Below are 14,817 nucleotides of genomic sequence, written 5' to 3'. Positions count from 1 at the left end.
GCTCCGCAGGGGGTTTCCGAGGTCTCGGACGCGGCCGCGACGTGACAGACTGGAAGCCATGAAGACCATCGAGCTGCGCCGCCGGGCCGTCGGGACCCCTGCCCAGATCCTGAATCGGGCGATCGAGCCGAGCACGTGGGCGGGTGCCGGCACGAGCGTGACCGTGCACCGCGGTGCGGCCGAGGGCGCGCATCTCACCACCCGCACCCCGCTGCGCGCGGCGGACCTGCCGGCGGCCGCCGCGCGGTTCCTCGGCGAGGGCGCGGAGCTCGTCCAGGAGGTGCGGGCCGATCCCGTCGACGCGCAGTCGTCCCAGACGCATGTGGCGATCGCGGCGGAGGTCGCCGGCGCGCCGGTCGACATCGACATCGCGATCGCGCTGCGCGAGGTCTCGGGCGGCACGGACATCCATGCGATCACCCGGATCGTGTCCTCGGTGCCGCTGTTCGGCTCGATGGTGGAGTCCGCCCTCGAGCCGTACGTCGAGTCACTCCTGTCCGAGCGCCTCGACCAGCTCGTCGATCTCTGACACGTCGTACCACAGCAGCCCGCCGTCCCGGAGGGCGTCCGCGGCGGCTGCCGGGTCGTCAGGCAGCGCCGCCACGAGGGCCGGATCGTCGATGTGGGCGCTGACGACGCAGGCGGGGTCGAGCGCCGCCGGCCCGAGGGCGACGACGCCGGCGGAGACCGGTCGGGAGCGCAGGTCCGCCGGGAGGTCGCAGGCCAGGACCACGCGGCCGCAGCGCTGCTCGACCGCGGTGTCGAGGACGACCTCGGCGGCGGTCGACAGGGCGATCCACTCCGCCTCCTCGAGCTCCTCGCCGCGCAGGCTCCCCGGGCGGACGTCCGGGGCGAAGCCGAGCGCCTCGGTCAGGTGCGGCCAGGCGGCCCTCAGCGATCGGTCGGTCAGGGGCACGTAGGCGCGCACGGTGTTCGCAGGACTCATGCCCCCATTCTCCTCCTCCCCCGCCTGCGGCTGCGCCGCGGCGGGGCGTCCGGCGTGTCCGGCACCGGGAGCAGGCCGGCGAGCGCGGTGACCGCGCGGGACGCCGCACTGTGCGGGGCCGACTCGGTGAGCGTGCGGCCGGCGAGCAGCGCAGCGTCGGCGGCGGCCCGGTCGTCGGGCACGAGGTGGACCCCGGTGAGTCCGGCGAACCGTTCGAGCGTCGCGCGGATGCGCGCCTCCGGCCCCGGGCCCACGCTCCCGGCCCGGACCCGGTTGACGACGACGGTGCAGTCGTCGCGCACCGCGATCCCACGCTCGGTCTCGAGCAGCCGCACGAGCCGCTGCAGCCCGATCGGGTCCCCGGCAGCGACGACCACGACGTGATCGGCCCGGTCGAGCACCGCCCGCGTGGCACCATGGCGGTCGTAGTGCGGGTCCGCGTACGGGTCGTCGGGGTCGACCCGGTCGGAGACGTCGACGACGGTGCAGGTGTATGCGCGGGCGAGGGCGGTGAGGACCTCGGCGAGCACCCCGGGTCGGACCTCCGGCCAGCGCTCCGCCCGGCTCAGCCCGGTGACGACGGCGAAGTGCTCGTCGATGACGGAGACGTGGCGGGCGAGCGCGGCGGCGGTCCCGCCGCTCGCCGCGGCCCGGCACAGGGCGGCGATCTGCGGTGCGTCGTCGAGCAGGCCGAGGAGCGCGGCCTGGGAGGCGGCGACGGTGTCGGCGTCGACGAGGACGGTCGGGCCGGCGGTCCGCGCGAGCGTGTGGGCGAGGGCGGCGGCCACGGTGCTGCGACCCGGCGCTCCCCCGGTGCCCCAGACGGCGATGACCGGCCCCGGGGCGCCACCGCCTGCGGTGCGGGGCGGCTCGGCCGGGCGCGGCGGGGTGGGCACGGCGGCCGCGGCGGCGCGGACCGCGGCCGCGAGCTCCTCCGGTGTCGCCCAGGGCGACACGGTGGTCGGCACGCCCCAGTCGGTGAGCACGGCGGGGTCGTCGGCGAGCCCGAGCACCCGGACGGCGTGCGCGTGGAGCCGGCGCACCACCTCGGCGTCGGCGCCGAGGAAGTGCTGCCCGAGGACGACGACGTCGCCCACCCCGGCCGCACCGGCGGCGAGCAGCTCGACCTCGTCGGCGGGACGCCGGATGACCTCGATGTCGGGGATCGTGCCGAGCGCGGACACGACGCGCGCCTCGAACTCGACGTCGACGGCGACGACGACCTCGATCACCGGGCCGCCTCCGGGACCGCGACCACGGAGATCCGGTGGTCCTCGGCGAGCGCCCGCATGACGTCGCCGAGCCGACTGTTGGGGACGAAGATCTCGATCACCTGGTCGCCGGTGGCGAAGTCCCCCGTCTCGCGGTCGACGGCGATGACGTCGACGGCGGTGAGGACCTCGCGCGGATCGACAGGGTCGGCCTCCGGGTCGGTGGCCCAGACGTCGACCGCACCGCCGGGCCGCACGGCCGCCGGCAGTGCGCCGGGCACGGCCAGGGCGACCACCCGTCCGGCGAGCTGGTCCGGGGAGCCGAGCTGCGAGGCCGGGACGAGCTCGCCCGGGGCGACCGCGGCGAGCACCGTGGCACCCTCGGGGATCGCCGCGTCGGCGCTGAGGTAGACGCCGGGGTCGCCGCTCATCCGGATCTCGGTGGCGACGAGGTCGTCGGGGACGAGCACGCCACCAGGCACGAGCGGCCTGGCGGCTGCCCACACCGTGGTCGTGTCGGCCACCCGGGTGACGACGAACCACGTGCCGAGCACGGAGAGGAGGACGAGGAGGGCGCCGATGACGAGGCGCGGGTCCCGGAGGCGCGGGGCGCGCAGCCGGTCCGCGGGGCGGGCGGAGGGGTGAGGCATGAGGGGATGCTCCGGGTTCGCTGAACGGTGGGCGGGGATGGGTGCGCAAACGCACTCAAGTGCTATTATTCGTAGACAAACGCCTGCGGATCAAGAGCTGCGGCAGAATTCCCGTTCCGCGCCCCGCTCGCATCCACGCGCACCCGTCCCCCGAGAGGCAGCCCCATGGTCGTCGAAGCCCGCTTCCTGCCGCTGACCGATGTCGCGGAGATCCTCAACGTGTCCGCCGCCCAGGCCCGGGCGCTCGTGCGCTCCGGCGAGCTGCGCGCGATCAAGGTCGGCGGCCGCGGCCAGTGGCGGGTCGAGAAGACCGAGCTCGAGGACTACATCCAGCGCATGTACCAGCAGACGCGCGCCGCGGTCGAATCCGGCCAGCCCGAGGTCTGAGACCCGCTCAGCGCAGCGCCCGCACCGTCGACACCGCCGACAGCGGGATGAGCTCCCAGCCCCCGCCGGCCCGGCGCAGCTGGAGATGATCGCGGGCCACCGCGTCGAGACGCCCGTCGACCGTCCGGCGTCCCACCGCCACCCGGCACTCGCGGCGCTCGGCCGACCAGCGGCGCAGCGGTGAACCGATCGACAGCACCGACACCGCACCTGCCGCGGCGCGGACCCGATCACCCAGGCGCAGGCTCTGCAGTGCGGCGAGGTTGATCACGACCTCGTCCGCGCCGGCCACGAGGCACCAGCCGGATCCCACCTCGTGCATCTCCCCGGTGATCCGCTCCTCGCCGGCCCACAGCTCCACCGGCGTGCCGATCGCGGCGGCCGCCCGGGATTCGAGCGTCGCCTCGGCGATCTCCCCGGCGACGAGATCGCCGAACTCACCGGCCCGCTCGTGCATCTGCTCACCGGCATGCGCGGCGTCGATGTCCGCGAACAGCCGGTCGAAGCGCTCGTCCTCCATGGCACCCATCCTCCGCGGACCCTCCCTCTCCTGCAAGGGCCGGTTCTGCACGGACCCGATCCGCAAGGAATGCATCCTGACCACTGCGTCCGCGAACTCCGTCGATCATCATCAAACTTCATCCATTGACATCATATGGTGACTTTTGGCACAGTGTGATGACCGATGTGAGGAGTCGTCATGATCCGTGTTCTCCCGTTCGCCGCCGCTGCGGCCCACGGTCTGCTCTGCTGCTGGCTCGCCGCGAGCGCGACCCGGCTGTGGGACCGGTTCTCCACCGGGGATGCCGGTGCCGGGCTGGTGCTCCTCGTCGCCGGCGCGGTCGCGCTGCTCGGCCTGCGGGCCACCCTCGCCGTGCTCCTCACCGTGGGCGCACGGGCCGCGGCTGCGCTCCATCACGGGAGCGGGCGGGCGCTCGCCGCGGCGGCGCTGCGATGCAGCCCGCGAGCACTGCGCCTCGCCCTCGCCGGGTCGCTCACCGGTCTCGTGGTGACGGGGTCGCTGACCACCGGCGCACTCGCGGTCGCTGCGGCGACAGGCCCCGCGCCGAGAGCCGGTCAGGAGTCCGCAGTGCCGGCATCAGTGCCGGCTGCCGCGCCCTCGCCGGGGTGGCCGGTGACCGAGGAGCCGGATCCCGCTCCGGAGCACTCACCCGGCTGGCCTGTCGATCCGGGCACCGGTGCTCCGGATGATCCGGAGTCCGAGCCCCCGGCGGCTCCCGGCCCCGACGAGGATCGGACACGCAGCCCCGGACCGCCGGACGAGCCGGGCGCGGAGCCGGAGGGTCCGCGGCCGCGCACGGTCACCGTGAGCGCCGGGGACAGCCTGTGGTCGATCGCGGCGGAGATCGAGGGGACCCGGGAGCCGGCGGCCGTCGCCTCCGCGGTCGCGGCGATCCACCGGGAGAACCGGGCGGTCATCGGCTCGGACCCGAATCTCATCCTGCCCGGCTCACGTCTGGAGATCCCATGAGCACCCCGCTGACCATCACCCGTCCCGCCGGCCGCTCCCAGGCCGTGCGGAGCCCGATCCACCGCGCCCCGCAGCGCAGGCGCCCGGCGACACCGGCCGAGCAGGCGGAGTTCCTCCGCACCACGGTGCAGTCGCTCGCCGTCGCAGTCGTCGAAGTGCTCACCGGAGCGCGAGCGAGCAGCTCGATCGCCCGCTGGATCGCACCGGAGCTCCAGGAGCGCATCCGCACCCATGCGGCACTGCGCCAGGACCTCGCCCGGGCGGTCGCCCCGCGCGGGCACGTCTTCACCCCGGGCAGGCCGCGGCTGTGCATGATCGGCGACAGCGCGGTCGAAGCATGCGTCGTCGTCCGCGCCGCCCGGCGGCACCGGGCAGTCGCGATGCGGCTCGAGCACATGCACGGCCGCTGGCTCGTCACCGAGTTCGTCAGCGTGTGAGACCGCGGTCCCCCGGCCGGCGAGCGGTGCCCGCCGAACGCGCCGGGCTCAGCGCTTCTTCGAGCGGCGCTGGGCGCGGTTGCCCGCTCCGGGTTCCGCGGCGGACTCGCCGGCCGCACCGTCGGCGCGCACCTGCACTCCCCCGGAGTCCGAGGGCGCGGACAGCTGGAGCTTGGGTTTGCGCGGCTCGAGCTCGTCTGCCTCGACCTCGACGAAGTCGTCGCTCGGGTCCTCGAGATCCTTCCCGGGGTTGACCTTGACCTTGACCTCGAGAGTGTTCGTCAACCGGACGACGTCCTCCTTGATGCCCTCCTGCATCGTGCTGAACATCTCGTAGCCCTCACGCTGGTACTCGACGAGCGGGTCGCGCTGGGCCATCGCGCGCAGACCGATGCCGTTCTTGAGGTAGTCCATCTCGTAGAGGTGCTCGCGCCAGCGCTTGTCGATGACGGAGAGCACGACGCGCCGCTCGAGCTCGCGCATCGCCTCCTCGCCGAGCTCCTGCTCGCGGCCGTCGTAGGCGAGATCGGCGTCGGCCCGGATCTCGCGCAGCAGCGACTCGCGGGTGAGGTGGGCCTGCCCGCCGACGTCCTCGATGAGCTCCGCGGCGGTGATCGACGGCGAGTACAGCTCGCCGAGGGCGGTGAACAGCTCGTCGAGGTCCCAGGTCTCCGCCGGGCCGCGGGTGGCCCCGTCGACGTACGCGGCGAGCACGTCGTCGCGGAACAGCTGCACCTGCTCGGCGAGGTCCGCGCCCTCGAGCACACGGCGGCGCTCGTCGTAGATCACGGTGCGCTGGCGGTTGAGCACGTCGTCGTACTTGAGGACGTTCTTGCGCTGCTCGGCGTTGCGCTGCTCGATCTGCGTCTGCGCGGACAGGATCGCCCGGGACACCATCTTCGATTCGAGCGGGACGTCGTCGGGCACGTTCGCCGTCGCCATGATCCGCTCCGCCGCGCCGGAGCCGAACAGCCGCATGAGGTCGTCGGTGAGCGAGAGGTAGAAGCGCGACTCGCCGGGATCGCCCTGGCGGCCGGAGCGGCCGCGCAGCTGATTGTCGATGCGGCGCGACTCGTGGCGCTCGGTGCCGAGCACGTAGAGCCCGCCGAGCTCGCGGATCTCCTCGGCCTCCTCCTCGACCCGGGCCTCGGCGGCCTCGAGCACCTCGGGCCAGAGCGCCTCGTACTCGTCGGAGTTCTCGACCGGGTCGAGGCCCTTCTCCGCCATCTCGGCGACCGCGATGTGCTCGGCGTTGCCGCCGAGCATGACGTCGGTGCCGCGCCCGGCCATGTTCGTCGCCACCGTGACGGCGCCGCGCCGTCCGGCGAGCGCGACGATCGCGGCCTCGCGCGCGTGGTTCTTCGCGTTGAGCACCTCGTGGGCGACGCCCTTCCGGGAGAGCTGCTTGGAGAGGTACTCGCTCTTCTCCACGCTCGTCGTGCCGACGAGGATCGGCTGGCCCTCCTCATGGCGCTCGACGATGTCCTCGACAACCGCGTCGAACTTCGCCTTCTCGTTCTTGTAGACGAAGTCGGACTGGTCGATGCGCTGCATCGGCTTGTTCGTGGGGATCGGGACGACGCCGAGCTGATAGGTCGACATGAACTCCGCGGCCTCGGTCTCCGCGGTACCGGTCATCCCGGAGAGCTTGTCGTAGAGGCGGAAGTAGTTCTGCAGGGTGATCGTCGCCAGGGTCTGGTTCTCGGGCTTGACCTTGACGGCCTCCTTCGCCTCGATCGCCTGGTGCAGGCCCTCGTTGTAGCGACGGCCCTTGAGGATGCGGCCGGTGTGCTCGTCGACGATGAGCACCTCGCCCTTGAGGACGACGTAGTCCTTGTCCTTCTTGAACAGCTCCTTGGCCCGGATCGCGTTGTTGAGGAAGCTGATGAGCGGGGTGTTGTCGGCGTGGTAGAGGTTCTCGATGCCGAGGTAGTTCTCGACCTTGTCGATCCCGGACTCGAGGATGCCGATCGTCCGCTTCTTCTCGTCGACCTCGTAGTCGGACTCGGCCTTGAGCCGCTTGACGACGGTCGCGAACTCGGAGTACCAGCGGTTGACGTCGCCCTCGGCGGGGCCGGAGATGATGAGCGGCGTGCGGGCCTCGTCGATGAGGATCGAGTCGACCTCGTCGACGATGGAGAAGTGGTGTCCGCGCTGCACCATCTCCTCCGCGGACCAGGCCATGTTGTCGCGCAGGTAGTCGAAGCCGAACTCGTTGTTCGTGCCGTAGGTGATGTCCGCGGCGTACTGCTGGCGGCGGATGTCGGAGCTCTGCTGGGCGAGGATGCAGCCGGTCTCCATCCCGAGGAACCGGAACACGCGTCCCATGAGCTCGGACTGGTAGCTCGCGAGGTAGTCGTTCACGGTGACGACGTGGACGCCCTTGCCGGTGAGCGCGTTGAGATAGGCCGGTGCGGTGGCGACGAGGGTCTTGCCCTCACCGGTCTTCATCTCCGCGATGTTTCCGAGGTGGAGCGCCGCCCCACCCATGAGCTGGACGTCGAAGTGCCTCATCCCCAGGGTGCGGGTCGAGGCCTCGCGCACCGCGGCGAACGCCTCCGGCAGCAGCGAATCGAGGGATTCGCCGTCGGCCCAGCGCTCCTTGAATCGGTCGGTCTCCTCCCGGATCTCCGCATCGCTCATCTCGTCGAATTCGTCGGAGAGATTGTTGATCGCCGTCGTGTAGCCGCGCAGCTTCTTGAGCGTGCGACCCTCTCCGGTCCTCAACAGCTTTTCCAGGAAGTTGGCCACGATTCTCCTTGCGTCCGGTCCGATCGACCGGCTCGGGTGTTTCCGTCACGTCAGTGACCTAGCTTAGCGCCGATCAGCAGGCGCCCGTCATCGCACGACGAGGGTGCCGAGTCCCAGCCAGCGGCGCATGTCCTCGAGCTCCGCGACGAGCGCCTCCGGGTGCTGGGCGTCCTCCCAGTGCACCCGGTGGGCGATGAGCGCATCCGCCTTCCGGTCCGCGGCGAGGTCCACGCGCCCGACCAGCCGGTCCCCGAGCAGGAAGGGCATGACGTAGTAGCCGTGGACGCGTGCGTGCGCCGGGGTGTAGATCTCGATCCGGTAGTCGAAGTCGAAGAGCCAGCGCAGCCGCTCGCGGGTGAAGACGAGCGGGTCGAAGGGGGCGAGCAGGGCGCGCGCCTCGATCCGGCGCGGCACCCGCGCGGCATGCCAGCGCAGCGCCCGGACGCCCTCGACGTCGACCTCGACGAGCTCTCCTGCGGCCACGAGCTCCGCCGCGGCAGCGCGCACCTCGGCGACGGGCTGCCGGAAGTGGTCGGCGAGGCAGGCCGGAGTGCCGATCCCGCGGGCTGCGGCGGCGATCCGCACGAGCGCGACGGCGTCGTCGCGCTCCCCGCCGATCCCGCGGGGCAGCCGGCCGGCGTCCGGGCGCAGGCCCAGGGTCGGGTCGGCGGGCGGGCCGAAGCGCAGCTCCGGCACCGGCAGGTCCGGGTGGACGTCGCCGGGCAGCGCGTAGATCCGCTCGAAGGAGCGGCTGCGGGCGGCGACGGAGACCCGGCCGGCGCGCAGCAGCGCCTCGAGCCCGGACTTCACGCGGCTCGGGTTCCACCCCCAGTGGTCGCGCTCGCGCTCGGGGATGTCGTGGCTCACCCGGCCGGCGAGCTCGCGCGCCGTGCCCGGGCCATGGGCGAGCGCCGCCTCGAGATCGAGGAGCAGGGCGCGGAAGGCGGAGCCGGTCACGGGGTCGCGCTGGCCGTAGTCGCGGCGGTACCAGTCCGCCCGGCGGCCGGCGGCGAGCGCCACGGTGGACGGCGGGGCGTAGGCCGCCTCGTGCATCCAGTACTCGACGCCCATCGGGTCGGGGGCGTGGAGGAGGGAGTCGAGGTCGGCGGTGCGATAGGGCCCGAGGCGGGAGTAGAAGGGCAGGTAGTGGCTGCGGGCGACGCGCGCCACCGAATCGATCTGCACGAGGCCCAGCGTGTCGAACACCCGCCGCAGGTGCCGGCGGTCGGGTCGCGGCGGGCGCGGCGCGGAGAAGCCGGAGGCGGCCAGCGCACAGCGTCTGGCCGCCTCCCTGCTCAGCGAGCGCACGGGATCACTCGGTGATCTCCGGGTCGAGGGTGATCACCCCGTAGCTCCAGCCCTTGCGGCGGTAGACCACCGAGGGCTTCGCGTTCTCCTCGTCGATGTAGAGGTAGAAGTCGTGGCCCACCATCTCCATCCGGTTGAGGGCCTCCTCGATGCCGATCGGGGTCGCGGGGAAGTTCTTCTCGCGCAGCACCACCGGGGAGTCGCCCTCGGACTTGATGCGGCCGTTCGTCCGGTCGCCCGCCTGGGGCTCCTCGGCCTCCGGGGCGTCCTCCTGCGGCGGCACGTACTCTATCCGGGCCATCGCCTCGGCGGTGGACTCCGGCCGGTGCTTGCCGCGGTGGGAGATCTTCTGCCGGTCGCGGGCGCGGCGCAAGCGTTCGAGCACCTTCGCCCAGGCGAGGTCGAGCGCGGCGTACTTGTCGGAGGCGCTCGCCTCGGCCCGGAGCACGGGGCCCTTCGCGATGACGGTGATCTCGACGGTCTCGGAGGTCTCCGGCTGGCGTGCGTTCGGCTCGCTCGTGATCTGGACCTCGACGGCGAGCGCGCGCGGGGCGAGCTGCTCGACCTTGGCGACCTTGTCCTCGACATGGGCCCGGAAGCTGTCGGAGATGGTCAGATGACGACCCTTGACGACGATGTCCATTGTGCGGTCCTTTGCACCTCGGGGAACGGATCGCTCCGTTGCCGTCACGGTTCGACGGCTCCTTCCATTAAATACCATCGCCAGGGGCAGTGCGAGGTCCGCCGGGGGCGATTCCGACCACCGCGACGCCGTCGACCGGGATGCGGGATGCGGCGAGCGCACGCGTGCTCTCCGCGACCGTCGCGCCGGTCGTGCAGATGTCGTCGAGGACGATGATCCGCGCCCCGGCCGCGGCGGCCGTGCGGGTTGCCGCGAGCTGCGCCGCCGCCCGTGCGGAGGCCCGGTGGGTGCCGCGCACGTTGCGCCGCCGGGCGGTGGAGCCGAACCCCACCTGGTCGCGGTGCGCCCGCACCTCGAGCAGCGGCGCGCAGCGCACGTCGAGGCCCTCCGCCCGGAGCACGGCGGCGGCGTGCGCGCCGAGCGCGGCGACGTGGTCCGCACCGCGCCGGCGCACCGCCGCGGCGGTCGCCGGCACCGGGACGAGCAGCGCGGCGGGCGCGCCCGCCGGGAACGGAGCCGGCGGGGAGTGCTCGAGCACCGCGAGCACCGCCCGGGCGAGGAGCAGGCCGAGGAGGGCGGTGAGGTCGCGGCGGTCCTTCTCCTTGTAGGCCACGAGGCAGTCGCGCAGCACACCGGTGTACTCGCCGGCCCCGTGCACCGCGCGGGTGCCGTAGCGCGGCATCGTCGCCCGCACCGGCACCGCGAGCTCGGCCAGGCAGCGCCCGCACAGGGTCACCGTCTCCGCCCCGCAGCCGGCGCAGGCGCGCGGCACGAGGAGGTCGAGGAGCTCGCCGAGGATCCGGTGCACACCGCCATGATCCCCGCCGCCCGGGGTGCGCACCAGGCGCAGGCGGCCGCTGTGACCTGTCGACGGCCCCGGCCGTGCGCGGCCCGGCTCAGCCCGGGTAGGCGGGGTCGAAGGCGCGGACGTCGACGAGCTTCTGCCAGTTCCCGGCGCTGTAGGTGTACATCTCGCCGGCGGCGGTGCTCACGCGCAGGGAACGCGAGTCGTCGCCCGCAGTGACCCGGATCCCCCCGTCGATCGAGCCGAGCGAGTTCTGCGGGCCGGCGACCGGGGTGCTGTAGGGGGTCTCCGGCGACCCCGGGGCCGGCGCGGCGAGCATGACGAGCGTGTGGGGGCCGGCCCACGAGAAGTCGGAGATCGAGTGGAGTCCGGCGCCGACGAGCAGCGGGGCGGCCTCGACCGTGCCGGTGGGGCGGTTCTGGCCGTCGCGGGTGACGCCGATGACCTCGATCCGGGTGCGGGACTCCCCATCGCTGGACAGCACCGCGAGCTGGGTGCCGTTGCGCGACACGTGGAGCGCCTCGATCCGCCGCTCGAGGAGGAACGGGACCTCGAACACCGAGAGCTCCCCGGACCGGTCGACGGCGTGGACGCGCCCGGAGTCCGCCTCGGCCGTCCACGCCCAGCCGAACCGGTCGAAGCTCGGACCGGCGAGGTCGTCGCCGGTGAGGATCACCGCATCGTCCATGGAATCGGCGACGACCCGATGGAGCTCGCTGCGATCCCCTCCGAGGTAGGCGTACATCGAGCCGTCGAGGGACACCGCCGGGTCCGAGTCGGCGTCCGACATCTCCGGGCTGCCCTCGACCGGTTCGACCCCGGTGCCCACCACCCGGGCGAGCGCGCCGTCGGACACGGCGACGGGCGGGCCGTCGACGGCCACGCCGGGGCCGGCCGCCTCGCTCGTCGCCGGGTCGAGGAGCCCGGAGCGGACGCCGACCTCGGCCTCGGTGATCGAGCCGATCGCACGCACGGTCTCCCCGATCTGGTTGATGATCCGCGCCTGGGCGAGCTCCTCGAGACCCTCTGCGGTGTCGGACAGGCCGACCTCGGCGACGCCCTCGCTCACCGTCACCATCTGCGGGTCGAGCTGGGTGCCCTCCGGCACCGCGGACACGACGGCGCCGTCGAGGTGATCGGCGGGTCCGCGCAGGAGTTCGCCGACGGCCTCCGTCGCGGTCGCCGGGGAACGGATGAACCAGCGGGTGTCGGGCACGAGGTGCTCGTAGTCCGGGGTGTAGAAGTACACCGGGTAGGCCTGGAACAGGGTGTTGAAGTTCGACGCGGACACGACGAGGCCGGGCGGGGCCTGCGAGATCCGCCACTCCCCGTTGACCTGCCGCAGCGCGAACTCCATCTCGATCACCGTGTCGTCGCCGGGCTCGCGGTAGAGGCGGCGCTCGTCGAGGCTCGCCTGGATCGGGACGTCGAAGGACACGCTCTGCGAATCCGCGGTGATCTCGCTCGTGAGCTCGTCGAGACCGGTCCCGGTGGGCATCACCCGCACGACGGAGCGCGGGTTCCACTCGGTGGAGAAGGACTCGGTGAGGAAGGCGCGTGCGACCTCGAAGTTGTTCGAGTAGCCGGCACCGGCGGCGAGGAAGCCGCGCACGATCTCGTCCGGCCCGGCCCCGGGCACGGGACCATCGGGGTCGATGCGCGACTGCACCCCGGACTCGCTGTCGTCGACGGGGATGCGCCCGATCCCGCCGTCGCGCGGGATCGACACGCAGCCGCTGAGCACGAGGGCGAGGCAGGCGAGCAGGGCGAGCAGGTCAGTCCGTCTCATACTCAGCCTCCGCGGGGTCGACGACGATGGGGATGGACCCGGTCTGGATCCGCACCGAGCCGTCCGAGGAGCTCGGACCGGCGACCAGGGCGGCACCGGTGTGCGCGGCATCGGCCGGCGGCAGCGGCAGCGGCGAGGAGGAGATCTCCTGCCGCTGGCGCCGCGGCAGCGTGAGCCGGAAGCACGCGCCCTCGCCCTCCCGGCCCCAGGCCTGCAGCCAGCCGCCGTGGAGGTGGGTGTCCTCGAGCGAGATCGCCAGGCCCAGCCCCGAGCCGCCGAGGGTGCGGCGGCGGGACGGGTCGGCGCGCCAGAAGCGGTCGAACACGTGCTCGACGTGCTCCTCGCTCATCCCGATGCCGTGGTCGCGCACGCTCACCGCGACCGCCTCGGCGTTGGCGGCGAGGTAGATGTCGACCCGCCGGCCCTCCCCGTGCTCGATCGCGTTGACGACGAGGTTGCGCACGACGCGGGTGATCCGCACCCGGTCGACCTCGGCCATGACCGGGGAGGACGGGGCGTGGAGGAGGAGCTCGGTGCCGGCCTGGGTGGCGACGACGGAGAGGGTGTCGAGGACGCCGGTGACGATCTCGCCGATGTCGGTGGGCTTCGTCACGAGGTTCGCCGCGCCCGCGTCGTAGCGGGAGATCTCGAGCAGGTCGCCGAGCAGCAGCTCGAAGCGCTCGACCTGGGAGTTGAGGAGCTCCGCGGAGCGCGCGGTCGAATCGTCGAAGTCCTCCCGCGACTCGTAGATCATGTCCGAGGCGATGTGGATCGTGGTGAGCGGGGTGCGCAGCTCGTGGGACACGTCGGACACGAACTGCCGCTGGAGCACGGTGAGCAGCTCCATCCGGGTGATCTGGTCCTGCAGGGTGTCGGCCATCGAGTTGAAGCTCTCGGCGAGCGTGGCGATCTCGTCCTTCCCGTGCACCGGCATCCGCTGGTCGAGGTCGCCGTGGGCGAGCTGCCCGGCGACCTCGGCGGCGGTGCGCACCGGCACGACGACGAGCCGGGTGACGATCCACGCGATCGCGCCGATGAGCACGGACAGCACGATCGCGGCGACGATGAGCGCGCGGAGCACGAAGTCGAGCGTGTTCTGCTCCTCCTGGAGATCGGCGACGACGAACAGCTCGAACTGGCCGGCGGCGGGGATCGTCACCTGCTGGGCGACGACGAGCCCGGGCGAGGACTCCTCGCCGGGCAGCGTGACGGACTGGTAGAGCTGCTCGCCGAGCTCGGCGCGGTCGACCGCGGAGAGGTAGGCGTCGGGCAGCTCGGCGACGGGGATCGACTCCTCGCCGCCGACGAGCGCGACGAGCGGCGGGACCGAGGTGGAGCGCTCCTTCGGCTCGAGCGCCACCGAGCGCAGGGGCGTGGGCGAGCGCGACAGCATCGAGCGCAGCTGGGTGTTGAGCGTCTCCGACAGCGCCTCGTCGTCCTCCCCTGTGGACAGCGACTGGAGCTCGGCGGCGTACCCGGCGGTCTGCACCGACACCGAGGACAGCTTCGACTCGAACAGGCCGCGCGAGATCTGCTGGGACATGTACGCCCCGACGCCGAGCACCGCGATGATCGTCAGCGCGATGGTGAGGACGACGATCCGGAACTGGAGCGAGTGCGTGAATGCCCGGGCGACCCAGCGTCCCGCGCCGCCGAGGATCCGCGCGGCGGTCTCGAGGAACCCGGCGAGCGCCGGGGTGCGGCTCACGTCGCCTGGCCGGCCTTGTAGCCGACGCCGCGCACGGTCACGACGATGTCGGGCTTCTCCGGGTCCTTCTCGATCTTCGAGCGGAGTCGCTGGACATGGACGTTGACGAGCCGGGTGTCGGCGGCGTGCCGGTAGCCCCAGACCTCCTCGAGGAGGGTCTCGCGGGAGAACACCTGCCAGGGCTTGCGGGCGAGCGCGACGAGCAGGTCGAACTCGAGCGGGGTGAGCGACACCGGCTCGCCGGCCTTCGTCACGGTGTGCCCGGCGACGTCGATGCTGACGTCGCCGACGGTGAGGATCTCCGGGGCGGACGGCTCGGCCATCCGCAGCCGGGCGCGCACCCGGGCGATGAGCTCCTTGGGCTTGAACGGCTTGGGGACGTAGTCGTCGGCCCCGGACTCGAGGCCGAGCACGACGTCGACGGTGTCCGACTTCGCGGTGAGCATGATGATCGGGACGCCGGACTCCTCACGGATCTCCCGGCACACCTCGAGGCCGTCCTTGCCGGGGAGCATGAGGTCGAGGAGGACGAGATCCGGATGGACGTCGTGGAAGGCGTCCAGCGCCCCGTCGCCGGTGGCGCAGAAGTGCGGTTCGAACCCCTCGCTCTTGAGCACGATGCCGATCATCTCCGCGAGTGCGGTGTCGTCGTCCACTACCAGAATCCGAGCGTTCATGGCGCCCATTCTT

General features: G+C 72.6%; 15 protein-coding genes. 4 read left to right on the top strand and 11 right to left on the bottom strand.

The genetic code is table 11. From position 1 onward, the window contains the following. The first annotated feature begins 58 nt into the window (after nt 1–58). Nucleotides 59–529: a DUF2505 family protein gene (locus ABD883_RS12755; protein WP_295689943.1), complete on the top strand. Its 471-nt coding sequence runs from the start codon at nt 59–61 to the stop codon at nt 527–529. Here the strand turns inward: ABD883_RS12755 and ABD883_RS12750 are convergent. From ABD883_RS12750 to ABD883_RS12740, 3 genes are read right to left on the bottom strand one after another with little or no spacing between them, the layout of a single operon-like run. Beyond that, nucleotides 488–946, bottom strand: coding sequence for a DUF6912 family protein (locus tag ABD883_RS12750; RefSeq protein ID WP_137319231.1), 459 nt, complete (start codon nt 944–946; stop codon nt 488–490). The two genes, ABD883_RS12755 and ABD883_RS12750, sit on opposite strands and share 42 nt — an antisense overlap. Beyond that, the gene (locus tag ABD883_RS12745) at nt 943–2,178 is read right to left on the bottom strand and encodes a CpaE/TadZ family protein (protein WP_345032584.1); all 1,236 of its coding nucleotides are present in this window, start codon (nt 2,176–2,178) and stop codon (nt 943–945) included. The genes ABD883_RS12750 and ABD883_RS12745 overlap by 4 nt, the downstream gene beginning before the upstream one ends. Next, entirely contained in the window at nt 2,175–2,807 is a 633-nt protein-coding gene (locus ABD883_RS12740; protein ID WP_175406918.1) for an SAF domain-containing protein, read from the bottom strand. Before ABD883_RS12740 ends, ABD883_RS12745 begins: the two co-directional genes overlap by 4 nt. A 165-nt stretch (nt 2,808–2,972) precedes the next feature. Here ABD883_RS12740 and ABD883_RS12735 point away from each other — a divergent pair, with 165 nt between their 5' ends. After that, a complete protein-coding gene (locus ABD883_RS12735; protein ID WP_137319229.1) occupies nt 2,973–3,194 on the top strand; it encodes a helix-turn-helix domain-containing protein in 222 nt (73 codons plus the stop codon). Nucleotides 3,195–3,201: 7 nt separating this feature from the next. Here ABD883_RS12735 and ABD883_RS12730 read toward each other — a convergent pair whose 3' ends face one another. After that, the gene (locus tag ABD883_RS12730; protein WP_295690938.1) at nt 3,202–3,714 is read right to left on the bottom strand and encodes a hypothetical protein; all 513 of its coding nucleotides are present in this window, start codon (nt 3,712–3,714) and stop codon (nt 3,202–3,204) included. 180 nt (nt 3,715–3,894) lie between these two features. On the opposite strand from ABD883_RS12730, the gene ABD883_RS12725 reads away from it, so the two are divergent. Beyond that, nucleotides 3,895–4,686, top strand: coding sequence for a LysM peptidoglycan-binding domain-containing protein (locus ABD883_RS12725; protein ID WP_247618884.1), 792 nt, complete (start codon nt 3,895–3,897; stop codon nt 4,684–4,686). Then, nucleotides 4,683–5,123 carry an Rv3235 family protein gene (locus ABD883_RS12720; RefSeq protein ID WP_247618885.1) on the top strand — a complete coding sequence of 147 codons (441 nt, stop codon included), beginning with the start codon at nt 4,683–4,685 and terminating at the stop codon, nt 5,121–5,123. The genes ABD883_RS12725 and ABD883_RS12720 overlap by 4 nt, the downstream gene beginning before the upstream one ends. Nucleotides 5,124–5,171: 48 nt before the next feature. On the opposite strand, the gene secA is transcribed toward ABD883_RS12720, so the two are convergent. The 7 genes from secA to mtrA all read right to left on the bottom strand — a co-directional run bounded on the left by secA (nt 5,172) and on the right by mtrA (nt 14,804). After that, a complete protein-coding gene (secA, locus tag ABD883_RS12715) occupies nt 5,172–7,874 on the bottom strand; it encodes a preprotein translocase subunit SecA (protein ID WP_295690941.1) in 2,703 nt (900 codons plus the stop codon). A gap of 87 nt (nt 7,875–7,961) precedes the next feature. Next, nucleotides 7,962–9,182, bottom strand: a complete 1,221-nt coding sequence (locus ABD883_RS12710) for a winged helix-turn-helix domain-containing protein (RefSeq protein ID WP_345032574.1) — start codon at nt 9,180–9,182, stop codon at nt 7,962–7,964. Between the two features lie 4 nt (nt 9,183–9,186). Continuing rightward, nucleotides 9,187–9,825: a ribosome hibernation-promoting factor, HPF/YfiA family gene (gene hpf, locus ABD883_RS12705; protein ID WP_137319224.1), complete on the bottom strand. Its 639-nt coding sequence runs from the start codon at nt 9,823–9,825 to the stop codon at nt 9,187–9,189. Nucleotides 9,826–9,892: 67 nt separating this feature from the next. Beyond that, entirely contained in the window at nt 9,893–10,633 is a 741-nt protein-coding gene (locus tag ABD883_RS12700; protein ID WP_137319223.1) for a ComF family protein, read from the bottom strand. Nucleotides 10,634–10,721: 88 nt separating this feature from the next. Then, nucleotides 10,722–12,419, bottom strand: coding sequence for an LpqB family beta-propeller domain-containing protein (locus ABD883_RS12695; RefSeq protein WP_175406917.1), 1,698 nt, complete (start codon nt 12,417–12,419; stop codon nt 10,722–10,724). After that, nucleotides 12,406–14,127: an MtrAB system histidine kinase MtrB gene (gene mtrB / locus ABD883_RS12690; RefSeq protein WP_247618888.1), complete on the bottom strand. Its 1,722-nt coding sequence runs from the start codon at nt 14,125–14,127 to the stop codon at nt 12,406–12,408. The genes ABD883_RS12695 and mtrB overlap by 14 nt, the downstream gene beginning before the upstream one ends. Next, nucleotides 14,124–14,804, bottom strand: a complete 681-nt coding sequence (gene mtrA, locus ABD883_RS12685) for an MtrAB system response regulator MtrA (protein ID WP_247618889.1) — start codon at nt 14,802–14,804, stop codon at nt 14,124–14,126. Before mtrA ends, mtrB begins: the two co-directional genes overlap by 4 nt. Nucleotides 14,805–14,817: the final 13 nt, after the last annotated feature.

Origin of the sequence: Brevibacterium pityocampae (assembly GCF_039541555.1) — a bacterium.
GTDB lineage: Bacteria > Actinomycetota > Actinomycetes > Actinomycetales > Brevibacteriaceae > Brevibacterium > Brevibacterium pityocampae.
This window is presented reverse-complemented; position numbering and strand designations above follow the sequence as displayed.

Excerpts from the sequence above, each read along its gene's own strand:
- ABD883_RS12755 (WP_295689943.1), top strand. The coding sequence starts at position 59 with ATGAAGACCATCGAGCTGCGCCGCCGGGCCGTCGGGACCCCTGCCCAG.
- ABD883_RS12750 (WP_137319231.1), bottom strand. The coding sequence starts at position 946 with ATGAGTCCTGCGAACACCGTGCGCGCCTACGTGCCCCTGACCGACCGA.
- ABD883_RS12740 (WP_175406918.1), bottom strand. The coding sequence starts at position 2,807 with ATGCCTCACCCCTCCGCCCGCCCCGCGGACCGGCTGCGCGCCCCGCGC.
- ABD883_RS12735 (WP_137319229.1), top strand. The coding sequence starts at position 2,973 with ATGGTCGTCGAAGCCCGCTTCCTGCCGCTGACCGATGTCGCGGAGATC.
- ABD883_RS12730 (WP_295690938.1), bottom strand. The coding sequence starts at position 3,714 with ATGGAGGACGAGCGCTTCGACCGGCTGTTCGCGGACATCGACGCCGCG.
- ABD883_RS12725 (WP_247618884.1), top strand. The coding sequence starts at position 3,895 with ATGATCCGTGTTCTCCCGTTCGCCGCCGCTGCGGCCCACGGTCTGCTC.
- ABD883_RS12720 (WP_247618885.1), top strand. The coding sequence starts at position 4,683 with ATGAGCACCCCGCTGACCATCACCCGTCCCGCCGGCCGCTCCCAGGCC.
- hpf (WP_137319224.1), bottom strand. The coding sequence starts at position 9,825 with ATGGACATCGTCGTCAAGGGTCGTCATCTGACCATCTCCGACAGCTTC.
- ABD883_RS12695 (WP_175406917.1), bottom strand. The coding sequence starts at position 12,419 with ATGAGACGGACTGACCTGCTCGCCCTGCTCGCCTGCCTCGCCCTCGTG.
- mtrA (WP_247618889.1), bottom strand. The coding sequence starts at position 14,804 with ATGAACGCTCGGATTCTGGTAGTGGACGACGACACCGCACTCGCGGAG.